General features: G+C 41.8%; 13 protein-coding genes. 10 read left to right on the top strand and 3 right to left on the bottom strand.

The features are described 5' to 3' along the window. Positions 1–154: 154 nt before the first annotated feature. Together AC6H04_RS02385 and AC6H04_RS02380 are read left to right on the top strand one after the other, a co-directional pair. Complete coding sequence (locus tag AC6H04_RS02385; protein WP_497570179.1) at positions 155–436, top strand: autorepressor SdpR family transcription factor; 282 nt, start codon at positions 155–157, stop codon at positions 434–436. Then, on the top strand, positions 426–1,046 hold the full coding sequence (locus tag AC6H04_RS02380; RefSeq protein ID WP_497570178.1) for a DUF1648 domain-containing protein: 621 nt from the start codon (positions 426–428) through the stop codon (positions 1,044–1,046). Before AC6H04_RS02385 ends, AC6H04_RS02380 begins: the two co-directional genes overlap by 11 nt. A gap of 90 nt (positions 1,047–1,136) precedes the next feature. Here the strand turns inward: AC6H04_RS02380 and AC6H04_RS02375 are convergent, their stop codons facing one another. Continuing rightward, entirely contained in the window at positions 1,137–2,456 is a 1,320-nt protein-coding gene (locus AC6H04_RS02375; protein ID WP_497570177.1) for an MFS transporter, read from the bottom strand. Positions 2,457–3,185: 729 nt separating this feature from the next. Here AC6H04_RS02375 and AC6H04_RS02370 point away from each other — a divergent pair. Next, complete coding sequence (locus AC6H04_RS02370) at positions 3,186–3,785, top strand: matrixin family metalloprotease (RefSeq protein ID WP_497570176.1); 600 nt, start codon at positions 3,186–3,188, stop codon at positions 3,783–3,785. Between the two features lie 21 nt (positions 3,786–3,806). On the opposite strand, the gene AC6H04_RS02365 is transcribed toward AC6H04_RS02370, so the two are convergent. Continuing rightward, positions 3,807–4,718 carry a LysR family transcriptional regulator gene (locus tag AC6H04_RS02365; protein WP_497570175.1) on the bottom strand — a complete coding sequence of 304 codons (912 nt, stop codon included), beginning with the start codon at positions 4,716–4,718 and terminating at the stop codon, positions 3,807–3,809. A gap of 171 nt (positions 4,719–4,889) precedes the next feature. Between AC6H04_RS02365 and AC6H04_RS02360 the strand changes: the two genes are divergently transcribed. From AC6H04_RS02360 to AC6H04_RS02330, 7 genes are all read left to right on the top strand, one after another. Beyond that, the gene (locus tag AC6H04_RS02360; RefSeq protein ID WP_497570174.1) at positions 4,890–7,238 is read left to right on the top strand and encodes an NAD(P)H-dependent oxidoreductase; all 2,349 of its coding nucleotides are present in this window, start codon (positions 4,890–4,892) and stop codon (positions 7,236–7,238) included. A gap of 116 nt (positions 7,239–7,354) precedes the next feature. Next, complete coding sequence (locus tag AC6H04_RS02355) at positions 7,355–7,600, top strand: YdeI/OmpD-associated family protein (protein WP_497570173.1); 246 nt, start codon at positions 7,355–7,357, stop codon at positions 7,598–7,600. A 150-nt stretch (positions 7,601–7,750) separates the two neighbouring features. Beyond that, positions 7,751–8,485, top strand: coding sequence for a hypothetical protein (locus AC6H04_RS02350; RefSeq protein WP_497570172.1), 735 nt, complete (start codon positions 7,751–7,753; stop codon positions 8,483–8,485). A gap of 103 nt (positions 8,486–8,588) precedes the next feature. Continuing rightward, complete coding sequence (locus AC6H04_RS02345) at positions 8,589–9,335, top strand: CAP domain-containing protein (protein ID WP_497570171.1); 747 nt, start codon at positions 8,589–8,591, stop codon at positions 9,333–9,335. Positions 9,336–9,700: 365 nt separating this feature from the next. After that, the gene (locus AC6H04_RS02340; RefSeq protein ID WP_497570170.1) at positions 9,701–10,426 is read left to right on the top strand and encodes an ABC transporter ATP-binding protein; all 726 of its coding nucleotides are present in this window, start codon (positions 9,701–9,703) and stop codon (positions 10,424–10,426) included. Next, on the top strand, positions 10,423–11,568 hold the full coding sequence (locus AC6H04_RS02335; protein WP_497570169.1) for an ABC transporter permease: 1,146 nt from the start codon (positions 10,423–10,425) through the stop codon (positions 11,566–11,568). Before AC6H04_RS02340 ends, AC6H04_RS02335 begins: the two co-directional genes overlap by 4 nt. 12 nt (positions 11,569–11,580) lie before the next feature. After that, positions 11,581–12,225 (top strand): TetR/AcrR family transcriptional regulator, encoded by a 645-nt coding sequence (locus tag AC6H04_RS02330; RefSeq protein ID WP_497570168.1) that lies wholly within the window; start codon positions 11,581–11,583, stop codon positions 12,223–12,225. Positions 12,226–12,286: 61 nt separating this feature from the next. Here AC6H04_RS02330 and AC6H04_RS02325 read toward each other — a convergent pair whose 3' ends face one another. Beyond that, the gene (locus AC6H04_RS02325; protein ID WP_497570307.1) at positions 12,287–13,843 is read right to left on the bottom strand and encodes an MFS transporter; all 1,557 of its coding nucleotides are present in this window, start codon (positions 13,841–13,843) and stop codon (positions 12,287–12,289) included. Between the last annotated feature and the right edge of the window lie 3 nt (positions 13,844–13,846).

Raw genomic sequence — 13,846 nt, 5'->3', positions numbered from 1 at the left:
AGATATTAATGAATGGTTCTATTCTATCACGCTGGAAAATTAAGAGGGTTGGTATCATTCTATTTAGAAATTAATCTAAATAGTTTAACACTTTGTAATTCTAACATGTTATAATCTATTTAGAAATTAATCTAAATAGATTGGATTGATGTACATGGCGATAAGTGAAACGCTGAAAGCAATTTCGGATCCGGTGCGTCGACAGATTTTGGAGTTGCTAAAAACGAAACCGTATGCTGCGGGTGAGATTGCAGCCCATTTTGATTTGAAGCAGGCAACGGTTTCCTACCATTTGAAGTTGCTTAAACAGGCAGGGCTGATTACGGAACGAAAAGAGAAGAACTATATTTACTACGATTTGAATGCCAGTGTTTTTGAAGACGTGCTGACGTGGATATACGGTTTAGGAAAGGGAGGTCACGATGATGAAAAGTAAATGGAAGTCTTTATTGGTAACGAGTTTAGTTATTCTAGCACCAATGTTATATGGTATAAGCGTCTATAATCAACTACCAGCTCGGATGGTGACGCACTGGGGATTCAATGATCAGCCTAACGGATGGATGGCAAGACCGATGGTAGTCTTTGGACTGCCTTGTTTGATGTTACTGATTCATTTGGTGGCAGTTGGTGCAACTTATCACGCTAGTGCAAAGGGACGGCCAGCACCACGGATGGAACGGGTTGTCGCTTGGATTTTTCCAGTCATCACAATCGTGGCCTACACCATTACGATCCGGTATGGATTAGGCAAGACCGTTGATATTCGACTGTGGACGGTGATCATGGTGGCTGCCATTCTTATTTTCATCGGTAACTATTTGCCAACAGTTCCGTTGGAAAGTGTGAAAAAGAGCGGTTTTCATCCCGGAAAGGTTGATGGCCAAAGTGACTTACGTTCAATCGGTTATTGTTTAGTTCTATTTGGTGTTTTGACGCTGTTGAGCCTGTTCTTTCCGCCAATGGTGACGGTGATCGTTTTAGTTTTCTTCATTGTTAGTCTGCTGAGTTTGATGCTGCTGAGTTGCCGTAAGTCTGTCAGGTAATCATTGTAAAAAAATGATATTAATGAATGATTGTGAAATCAAAAATAGCCACGAAGCAACCTGAAGAGTTGTTTCGTGGCTATTAGTGTACTATTTTGTATAATCCATTTCTTTTGTTTCCTTAGTAGTTGCTAAAGCTAAGAATGAAACGAATGCCATTAATGCGAGGTAAACACCAACCGCGTGAATGCCCCATTGGCCAACCAGCCAAGAAGCAATCGTTGGTGCGAAGGCAGCACCTAAGATAGCAGAAGCGTTATAAGCAATGCCGGCACCTGAATAACGAGTGGCAGTTGGGAAGAGTTCTGGTAACAAGGCTGCCACAGGGCCGTAAACAACGCCCATTGCGAGGAAGCCAGCAACTAAGAAGAATAAGCTACCGAATAAGTTATGCTGACCGTTCAAGAAGAATGGGAAGGCAATAGCAAAGGCCACGATGAGGCCAGTACCAAGCATCAGCACTTTCTTACGACCAAACTTATCCGCCATGATTGATGAGTAAAGGATCATCGCACCAAAGACGATGATGGATCCCATTAAGAGTAATAACCATTCTTTGTTAGAGAAACCTAATGCAGTAGTGGCGTAGCTTAATGACCAAGTAGATAACAGGAAGAAGAAAGTGTATGAAACGGACATGGTCAAAGTACCTTGCAAAACTTGACGCCAGTTTTTACGGAATACTTGAACCAGTGGTGCTTTGGTAACAGTTTGTTTTTCCTGAGCCATCCGGAAGAGGGGTGTTTCTTGCATCCGACGGCGAACCCACAAACCAACAACCACAAGAACAGCGGATGCAAGGAAAGGAACACGCCAGCCAAAGGCAGCCATCTGAGTGGGTGTGAGCATTGTTTCAAGGATGTAATAGAGGCCGTTGCAAAGGAAGAAGCCGATTGGCGCACCCAGTTCTGGGAAAGCACCGAAAAGGGCCCGCTTGTTCTTAGGTGCGTTTTCAGTTGCAACTAAAACGGCACCTGACCATTCACCACCAAGACCAATGCCTTGGATGAAACGGCAAAGGCAAAGTAAAACGATGGAAGCCATACCAAGTGAAGCGTATCCAGGCAAGAAACCAATGAGGACGGTAGAAACACCCATCAATAATAGCGAAACCACAAGTGAACGTTTTCGACCTAATTTATCGCCAAAGTGACCAAAAATCAGGGAACCTAATGGGCGGGCAACGAAGGCCACACCAAAGGTTAAAAGACTCAGAATCATTGCAATCGTTGGTGTTACTTCTGGGAAGAAGATCTTCGGAAAGTATGTTGCAGCAGCTGTTCCGTAAGCATAGAAATCAAAAAATTCAATGGCAGTACCAATCATTGAAGCAAGAATAACTGTTTTTACCGGATCTCTTTCAATAGTGGTGCTCGTGGCTCCTGTTAACGCTGGTGTTGTGTTTTCCATATGTATGTCACTCCAGTTCTTAAATTTAATAATTAATCGACAATATGTGTGATGATTCCTTTCTGCAAATTTCCATAAAAAAATCGGGGATGGCTAGTTGGCAGGATTAGGCAACCTCGACTTTAGAGAATATTGAAACTATACCAGAGTGAAAATTAAAAGTAAATGGCAAATTGATTAAAAAATTAATTATTTTATTAGGAGAGCGTCGTTTGTGAACGCAAAAAGCAGCTCGTCTTAGGGATAGGGAGGCGAGTTGCTTAAATATCGTCTCAGCGAGAATGCTGAAAGATTATGATTCAGTCAATGCTCCAAACTGGGACAGTAGTTTGGAAACGTCAACTAGCCGATCCATGCTAGAAACAGTTATCAACGTAAGAGGTCACTGTATGGGGGGAGTAGCATAGATCAGTAAAATGAAAGAGAAGTAGCAGGCTACTACTGTCTTTGAGTAATCAATCCACTGAATTGATTACGTCTGCATTTTATCAATTTTTAATTTTACCTGCAAACAAAAGCACTTGATTTTCTCAAGCTATTTTTTGGACTTTTCATGTAAAGTAAGTAGAATATAGTTTGCCAGAGGTATGCAGTAATGTATATTGAATTCTGGTGACCAGCAAAGAGAGAGAGTGACGATGATGCTCAAAAAAATAGTCATGACTAGCCTTGTCTTGATTCTGACAATGCTAAGTCTCAGTAGGGTTGCCCTCGGGGCGTCTCCCTGTCGTGAATCCGTGGCGTTTTGAAACTAACCAAGCAACCGTCCAAATCAAAGTGGGGACGTACTATTCCCAAGTTTGGACACGAGCGATCAATGCGTGGAATGCCAAAAAAGTGTTTAAATTTAAAATCGTTTCAGGCCCTGCTCAAATCACCATTATTCCGGCTCAAAGTAACGAAGCATCTTTGATTAAGGAAAATTTTGTCGGCGTGGCATACGTTGATCATGATAATACCAAACGCATTGTCAGCGTGAAGCTTCACTTGGTTCACACCTTACTGAAAAGTAACGGGTATACCACTAGCCAGCGAGTGAACGTGGCGGAACATGAGTTAGGTCACGCAATGGGGTTAGCACATAATCCTAGTAAACAAAGTGTGATGTATAAATCGACGCGGTATGTCAGCGTCCAGCCGGTTGATGTGAAGAACGTTCGAGATCTGTACAGTATTCCTGCAAACCAGTACTTTATTAATTCACCAGCAATTACATCTAGTACTGCTAACAAGGATCTGATTACGAATCAAGTGGGTGATCGGTTATTTAAGACGCCGTTTGAATCGGAGACGGTGGTACCGGTACTAGTGAGTGGTAGTGGTAGTTAGCGAGGATAACAGGACAATTCTTTAGAGTTGGATGGTTTCTTTTATTGCTGATACTAAGCTCTTTATAAGAGGACTATCGATCAATCGCTGAGGAACGTTGACACCAAAGTCAAAGGACATGACTTCTCGTGGTATCCGAATGATGTTCACGTTATTTTCGGTAGTGAGTTGAGAAGTCCGCAGAACTAAATCAGGTGCGAAAGTTGTTCCCAACTGTTTAAAAGCTAGAATTGTAGCCGTTTGTAAATTGGTTACTTGCAGAGCTGGCTTAACGGCAATGTTTAGTGTGAGCAGTTTGGTATCGATCATTTGTTGAAAAGATGAGCCGTCATTAACATTGATGAATGACTGATTATTAAGTTGTTTGAGGTCTAAGGTTCGGTAATCCCGCCAAGTACAGTTAGGTTTGTATACAGGTGAATTTGCTGGAATAATCAAAAGCACTGAAAAATCTACGATGTGAAGGTATTTAAATTGCTCATCGTTAATTGGCTTATCGATGACCACGTCAACCATTCCAGAACGTAACTGCTTCTCCGCTTCCTGATAGGGAAGTTCAACCGTTTTGAGCACCGTATTGGGCTGTTTAGCCAGGTAGTGTTGTAGGATTTCAGCATACCAATCGTGACCAAACGAAGCGTTTGTACAGATTGTCAGATAGTCAGTTTGATGTTTGGCTAAGGCGGCCATTTCGCGTTGCATATTCTTTTGAAGTTGCTGAGAGGAGCGGAGGTATTCCAGTAGTTTACGCCCGGCGATGGTTAGCGTTATAGGGTGATGTTCACGCACCAGTAACGTCACATCGTATTTCTTCTCAGCTTCTTTGATGATACGGCTGACATAGGGTTGCGTCACGTATAACTGACGCGCTGTTTCCGAAATACTGCCAGTTTCTTGAATGGTTTGTAAAAAGAATAATAAGTTTGAATTCATGGTATTACAGTCCTTTTTGTTCTGACAAGGTTAGGTATAAGAAGATAGTTCTTAAAAATGGACATTTTCAATAACTAAATAGTAATATTATTATCTTTTAAAAGGCATTTTACAAGGGCTGCTTGACCAGTGATAATAATATGTGAAATTAATAACAAAGAGGGATATAAAATGAAACTAGCTGCTATTGTCGGTACTAATGCCGAGTTTTCCTATAATCGAATTTTACTGAACTTTATGAAACGTTATTACGCCTCAGAGATTGAAATTAACATTCTAGAAATCAAAGACTTGCCGTTATTCAATGAATCGTCAACGGAAACGCCAAAAGTGATATCGGAATTTGCAAAAGTTATCCAGGAAGCTGACGGTGTGATTATCTCCACCCCAGAATATGATCATGGGATGACTGCTGCGCTGAAGAGCGCTATCGAGTGGTTATCGTATAGCGTGCATCCATTTACTGGGAAACCGGTAATGATTGTTGGGGTTTCTTTGGGTAGACAAGGAACGGATTTAGCCCAGATTAATATTCGCCAAGTACTGGACGCCCCCGGGGTAGACGCATTTATTATGCCAGGTCACCAATTTTTATTATCGAATGCACCGGACGCCTTTGATGAAAATGGTGATTTGAAGGATACTCAAAGCGTTGACTGGATGGCAACTTGTGTAACGGCATTCATGGACTACGTTAAGACGGTTACGCATCAAGGTGGCGATCTGGTTGATGCAATTAAGTGGGATGCAGTTTACGATAATTTAGTCATTGGCTTTGGGGGCGCCGGTGCAACCGCAGCTCGATTTGCCGCTGATGACGGTGCGAAAGTGCTATTAGTTGATGCTGCGCCACTGGGACATGAAGGTGGCAATACCCGTTATGCCGCCCAGTTATTAAACAGTGGTGAAAATTATGATCAACTTCTTGCTTACTATAAGTCTTTATATGCACCCAAAGATTACGATGAAGAGATGCTAGAAACCTACGTTAAAGGAATGACGCAGTTACCCGAATATTTAGAAAAATATCTAAATGTTAAGCCGGTGTCAGCAAAGAATGATCTGCATCTGATCAATTACACGTTACCAGAATATCCTGAATTTGAAGGACACGAAACGGTTGACTTCACACTAGTTCATAAAGGCATCTTTGATGCATCACTGTGGAAAGTATTAAGGCAGCAAGTTCTTGATCGGCAGGAACAGATTGATATTTGGCTGAATTCACCAGCTAAACATTTAATTCAAGACCCAGATTCGAAGATGATTTTGGGTGCGCAAGTTGAACGGAATGGTGAGTTGTTGAATATTAGAGCCGTAAATGGTGTTGTATTGACAGTTGGTGGGTTTGAAAACAATCGCGATATGATTCAAAACTTCCTGGGTGCGACTCACTTAACTCCGCTGGGAACGTTATATAATCAGGGTGATGGTATTCGTATGGGTGAGGAAATCGGTGCGAAATTGTGGCACATGAGCAACTATGAAGCTTTAGGAATCCTTAACGGAATGGTCTTCACTGTCCCAGATGGTGAACGCGGTCATTATATTAACCCGACGTACACCAAACTGTTCACGGGTGCCATCTTTTTAGCTGGTGATGACGGGAGCCGATACACGAAGGAAGATGAACAAAACCGGCACGGTCACGTTTACGAACAGGGACAGTGGCACGTTGTCCGTCCGAACGAACATCCGCACCTCGTGTTTGATGACGCACAGTGGCAGGCACTTAAAACTGATGATAAGAGTCCGTACACCGATTGGTTCGACCAAGTTATTTCTGGGTCAACAATTGAAGAATTAGCACAGAAGATTGATGCAGATCCGCAAATTTTAAGTCAAACAGTTCATCAGTTTAACCAGTTTGCTGACGCGGGAGAAGATTTTCAGTTTGGCCGTGATAAGGATTCATTGCGTGCATTTAGTGATCAAGGTCCGTATTATGCCGTGGCGGTAAATCACGATGTCTTAAATACGCAAGGTGGACCGCAACGCAATGCCAAGGCTGAAGTTTTAGCTGCCAATGGTGCTGTTATTCCACATTTATACAGTGCGGGTGAACTTGGCGGGATTAACGCGAATATGTATCAAGCAGGCGGTAATTTAGCGGAGTGTTTGATTTTTGGAAAGATTGCCGGTGAAAATGCCGCTCAATCAAAGGTTTCCAGTCAAATTGAACTAAAACGTGCTTTGCCAAAATTTGGGCATAATGATATTGCCGAAAATGATGATTTAGCTAGTATTGATTTAGGATCAAATCAGTATCTGGGTCAAAGCAATGAAGGAATTGGCGGTCAGGTTGTTGTTCGAGTTACGGTGGAAAATGCGCGTATCAATGATGTTGAAATCGTTCGCCAACATGAAAGTGGTGACGTTGCAACTGAAGCACTGACGCAATTACCAAAACGAATCGTGGCACAAAACACCGCGGATGTGGATGCAGTTTCGGGTGCATCGTCTTCTAGCCGAGCAATCAAAAACGCGGTTAAGGATGCATTAAGTAAATGTCACTCCTAAACGGTAAGTATGTCAAAGAGCCCAGTACGTTGGGCTCTTTTTTAATTTGAATGCGTCTATAAATAGACACAACAATGATATACTGACATTATTGTTAAAACGGAGGAGGAATCAAAATGGCACAAAAAACATTAGCGGATTACGAAAAAGATATTCCGGCCGTAGCAGAAATATTGGCTGGAGAACCAGCATTGCAACAATTCTTCAGTGGCTTAACGCCCGGTTATCAACGTGAGTGGGCGCGGTTTGTTTTTGGCGCAAAAGCTGAAGCAACGAAGGCTCGGCACATTGAAGTGATGAAGACGGTTTTTAAGGCAGGGTATAAATCTAAGCGAGCTTATGATTCGCGACTGAAAAAGTAACAGAATGAAGAACTTCAAATCAATTGAAGTTCTTTTTTTGACCAATAGAAATAATTAATGAAAAAGAATTTCTATTTCTAGAACGACACGAGATGTCAGGCACAAGTGATAAAACTATTAGTATAAAATATTAGAAAGGTGGGCGTTGTCATGAAGTCAAGATTTAGTGTTTTAGCATTAACGATATTTCTGAGTGTCATTGCATTGTTTTCAATAACCAAGATTCAAGTTAGCGCAAAAACTACGGTAAGGTACTATCAGAATGTTAAGAATGCAAGGTACTTTACCACTGATTATGGCAATATGTATTCAACAGGAAAGTTAAGTCACAAGATAGGAACAATGGATGCAGGCGATGCCGTCACGGTGTATTATGCTGTGCACGTTACTAGGAATGGTAAGAAAGCAATTTATTACAAGTATCGATATGGAAAAGCAAGTAAGACTGCTTGGGCTTGGAGTGGCAACTTTCTGAAAGATTTAGGGAAAGCTGGAAATGAAAATCGTTTCAGAAATGTTATGCTCAAATATATTAATAAAAAAAGATTAGCAAAGAATCGACCACAAATTAAACTGAATGCGCAACTAGATCAACTTGCGGATCTCAGAACATTACTTATGGATAATGAGACTACGTGGGAAAATACGACTTTAGAGGATTCTGCCAAGCCACTTGGAGTAGATGTCGGCGATGTGGAAGAAAGTATGCAGGGTTCTACGTTTGGAGTAGACCCAATTTTTCTGGATTATACAGATATAGATAGTTTCTTTAATGATGGCCTGGAATTATCTACACAAAGTTTATTGTTAAGTGCTAAAACGAAAGAGTTTGGATGGGGATTTGGCAGCCAAGACAGTAATTGGACGGATATCTTAACGAAATAATGATGTATTGTGATAAGTTGTTCTTAAAACGACATTACCTGTCGTACGTGAGTGATACCGTTATAAACGTAAAATAAATTTATTTGGGAAGGTTGGGTTTTTAATGAAAAAATATTTGTTTAAGCGATTAAGTATGATGATATTAGGTGTGGCCACTTTATTTGCAGCATTGGCTGTCACACCAACTGTCGGGAATGCCAGCACTAAGTTACGTTCATATTCCAATATTAAGGATGCTTCGTACACAGTGAATCAAAAAGCGACGGTCTATACGAATGGCAAACTAAGTCATAAAAAAGGGACCATGAAGTCATTTGGTAAAGTGGTTACAGGTTATTATGCTGCACACATAACCAAAAATGGTAAAAAGACGGTATATTACAAATTTGAAACAGCAAATGGAAAAACGGGTTGGGCTTGGCATGGTTATTTCAAAAAGTTTACACCGAAAGAAAAATTTAATGTCGCTAAGTATAATGCTGACTTGTTAAATGAAATTAATTCTCTTCGTAAGAAGAATGCGCAACTGCCGTTAAAGGTTGATGCTAATCTCCAAAGTAAAATTGCTGTTCCTGAAGCTAATAAATTTGCAAAAAATCCAAGTAACTTTGTGTCTCAGAAAAACTTTCAGGCAGGAATTTTAGCAAAGAAATTAGGTCTATCCCTAGATCAAGAATTATGGGGAGCTGGAAGTTACCTCTATAATACTAACAAGGAAGCGGCAACTAAAAATCTGCAATTATGGTTAAAAGGTGACGGTTTTGATGTCACTTGGAACAACTATGAGGTGGTTGGTATTAGTACTGCTCATTCGGGTAGTAAAAATTACACGGTGCTTGAGTTAAATTAGGATGAAAGGGAGTCATTAGCTATGAAATATTCTAACTGGTTGTATAAGGGGCAAGCCAGGAACAAGTACGCTTTAGGTGCGTTGTAAACTTAAAGGGCTAACCATTATTTCATTACAGGATTACATTAAGCAGTGCATTCGGTAGAATTCCGGATGCACTGCTTTTATTTTGGACAACTTATGTACTTGCGATTCTCCTTTGATTGGCCACGGAGAGGTGTTTCTCAGATGTCTTGATTGAGTCAATGAGTCATGACCAAAAGAAAAGAGTATTATCAATTTCTTTTTTTAGTTGTCCTTTTTAAAAAGTGAGTGTATACTCACTAGTGAGTAATCAATCACTTACCTTAAACGGAGGAATCAAAATGGCGGATGCAATTATTGATTTGAAACACTTAGTTAAAGAGTTTGGCAAGCAAACCGTTTTAAAGGATGTTAATTTAGCAGTTATGCCCAAACAAATCGTGGGTTTAATCGGCCCATCAGGTGCTGGTAAATCAACGGTTATCAAAACAGCGTTGGGCATGGAAGTAGCGGATGGTGGTAGCGCAACGGTCTTTGGTCAGGTGATGCCTAATCGAAAGTTACTATCGCGGATTGGGTATATGGCTCAAACGGATGCACTATATGATTCGCTGTCCGGTCGCGAAAATCTTAAATTTTTTGCTCAAATGAAAGGCATCAAGAAAGCTGAAATAAAGACTTCAATTGACCACGTCGCTAAAGTGGTTGACTTGCAGGATGACCTGGACAAACGGGTAAGTGGCTATTCTGGTGGGATGATGCGGCGATTGTCACTGTCGATTGCGCTATTAGGAAACCCTGAACTGTTAGTTTTGGATGAACCAACTGTCGGTATTGATCCAGCTTTACGCCGTCAAATTTGGCGAGAACTGGGTAGTATTCGTGATGAAGGTCGCAGCATCCTGATTACCACCCACGTGATGGATGAAGCAGAACTGACTGATAAGGTAGCGTTATTACTGGGCGGTGAAGTGATTGCCTTTGATGAACCAATAGTCCTTAAAACTCAGTACAGAGTGGATTCGATTGAAGACGTATTCTTAAAGGCGGAAGGTGAATTACAATGAGAACATTTGCAATTATGAAACGGGTTTTAACTGAGATGATTCGTGATAAACGGTCATTAGCGTTGATGTTTCTAGCCCCAATCTTAGTGTTGTGGTTAATGAGTGTTATTTTTACCGCTAATTCCACTACAAACGTAAAAGTAGGAACCGTTGGTGTTACTTCCAGTGTTTCGACCAATTTAGATCAAGTTAAGCATGTTGCCGTTCATCATTACGCAAATGAAGCCAACGCTAAAAAAGCGATGAAGGCTGACAAAATCGATGCTATTATTCATAAAACAGATAATGATTACAGTCTGACCTACGCCAATACCGATTCTAGCAAGACTTCGGCTGTCAAAATGGCGTTTAAATCAGCGCTAACACAAACTAATATTGATCAAATGAAGTCACAGTTGGGCGTTGCCCAAAAGACCATTGGTAAGTTGCAAGCAACGTTGCCAGTTCAGGCTCAAAGACAGCTACAGAGTCAAATGCCAACTCAAAAGAAGGCGACTACTCCGCAAATTACCAATCACTATGTTTACGGTGATTCCAGTACTGGTTTCTTTGATAAAATGCTACCAATCTTAATGGGCTTCTTTGTTTTCTTCTTCGTTTTCCTAATTTCAGGCATGGCACTCTTAAAAGAACGGACTAGTGGCACACTATCTCGGCTATTAGCAACGCCAGTTAGACGATCAGAAATCGTCTTTGGCTACATGGCTAGTTATGGTATTTTAGCAATTTTCCAAACGATTCTCATTGTCATGGCCACGATTTGGTTGCTGGGAGTGGAAGTTGTGGGCAGTGTGCTCAGTATCATTGTGATTAATCTAATATTAGCATTGGTTGCGCTGGCATTTGGGATTCTATTATCGACTTTTGCCAATTCCGAATTCCAGATGATGCAGTTTATTCCGATACTTATCATTCCCCAAGTCTTTTTCTCCGGTATCATTCCCATGGATTCCATGGCCAGCTGGATTCAAGACATTTCCTATATTATTCCGATCAAGTATTCCGGTGATGCTGTGACTGGCATCATGATGCAGGGGAAAAGCCTGTTTTCGTTCGGTCTTGATATTGGCGTTTTGCTTATCTTCTTAGTTGTGCTAACCTTTTTAAATGTAAGAGGTCTTAAGCGCTATCGTAAAGTATAGGGGGAAATCAGCTTGAAAGAAGAAATTTCTGCCAGTTATCGTGACTGGTTAAACGAACAAGACATGCCCAAGGGGAAACGTTCAGCGATGCTGTCGGCGCTGGAACTGTTCTCTAAACAAGGTTATGATGGTACTTCTACCATGGCGATTGCCAAACATGCTGGCATTAGCCAGGCGACGATTTTTAAGTACTTCAAAACGAAGGATGACCTGTTACAAGCCATTCTGGAACCCATGATCAAAAACTTACTGCCTGAATATCGAGAGGATTTTTTGGCAGACATTCCTGAAACCACGACGTTAAGACAAACGGTTCGTTTTCTCATCCGTGATCGATATGCCTTTTTGAAGCAAAATAAAGAGGTGGTCATGATTTTCTTCACGCAGGTGATGACCAACTCTGATACAAGGACAACCTTTAAGCAATTTATAAGCGAAACCGCATCAATGTTTATCGATTATGTTTATGGCACTCTTAAAAAGAGCGGTGATTTACAAGACGGTTTGACGCCGGCAGCCGTTCTGCGGACGATTGCCGGTCAACTGCTGACTTATTTTCTTCAGCGTCAAATTATACTGCCTGATATGGCAGCTGATGAAGATGCCGATTTGCAAACCATTGAGGATTTGATTGTGCAGGCGTTGAGTAAAAAATAATTAAAAAACTGGTTATCAGTATAGCTACTGGTAATCAGTTTTTTGGTGCTATTGAATTAGCTTAATCCTGTTCCTTAATCGTAATATCTGTCGACTTAGGATTGCGTTGCAAGAGCAAAGCTGCTGCAATACCACCAATAACAACGATGATTGCAGAACCAATTGCTACGGCCGTCATACCGTTATCGTAAGCTTTGATGACGATTTGCTGGAAATCGTGCGCAAACGGTGCGTGGCTAACCCGACTAGAAAAGGCAATGCCATGCCCTGAAAATGGACCAGCATCAATCAGCGCTTTTTTAAGACCACTAAGCGCTTGAGCAGGGAGGTTTAGTGACGAAAGGTGGCCGTTTAAGTAGTTTTCGTACTGATTATCCTGAATCAATCCTAGACCAACCACACCAATTGTCGTGCCTAACTGACGGAACACGTTGAGCAGACCTGAAGCCATCCCCATTTCATTTGCCTGAACGCCCTCCATACCAGCCGTATTCAGCAGTGGGTTGACCATCCCATTAGTAATTCCCATGAGGACCATGCCGGGCCAGAGCTCAACAAAACTGACGGTGGGACTGATTGCGCGAGCCATGAGCCAAAAGCCTAAGCCACCGATGAAAAGACTGATACTGATCATCCATTTCTTCGAGTATCGGGCGCTTAAAATGCCAACGATTGGTCCCAGCACCAGTGACCAGACACTAATAGTTAATTGACGGATACCGGTTTGGGTGGCTGAGTAGCCAATGTAATTTTGCATAAGGGCCGTCAAGAAGGTGTTGTACGCATAAATCCCGGAGCCCAAGGCAAAAGCAACAATGACAACCCCGATAAAATGAGGCTTCTTGAACATTTTAAGGTTCACCATCGGATCCTTGATCTTAGCTTCGGCGATGATAAAGATGATCATCACGATTAGGCCGCCGACTAACCAGCTGCTGACACGAAGATCCGTCCAATTCCAATGTGGATGGCCTTCTTTGACAATCAATCCGTAAATAATGGCAAATAACCCAGCTGCTGAGAGCAGCATCCCAAGTAGGTCGACTTTTTGATTTTTGCCATAACTGGGAGTTTCTTTCACGTAAATAACGGTCAGGATTACCGCAAGAATGCCGAAGGGAACATTCACGTAGAAAATGGCTGGCCAGCTGAAATGTTCTACCAGGTAACCACCGATTAGCGGTCCAGAGGCAGAGGAGACACCGATGACCGAACCCAAGATTCCCAAGGCTAATCCCCGGTCTTTACCCTGAAAGTTAGAAGCGACCAGTGCCATTGATAATGACATCATCCCGGCACCACCGATAGCTTGAACGCCACGACCGATATCCAAAATTAAGAGGCTAGAAGCCATACCGTTGACGGCTGAAGCTAATACGAATAAGACTAATGAACCTAAGAAGATTTTCTTTCTACCATACATGTCGCCCAGTTTGGACATAATCATGAGGGTGACAGCATACACTAGGGTATAGGCGTTTAAGACCCACTGTAAATCGGTAAAAGTGGTATTGAAGTCACGTACCATGGTTGGTAATGCAACGTTGACTACCGTTACGTCTAGCAATCCCATGAAGACACCAAGTCCCATGGCTGCTAGGGCGATCCATTGTTTAATACT

This window comes from Secundilactobacillus sp. MJ173 (genome assembly GCF_059704265.1).
Note: the sequence above shows the minus strand (reverse complement) of the source record. Positions and strands in the feature narration are given on the sequence as shown.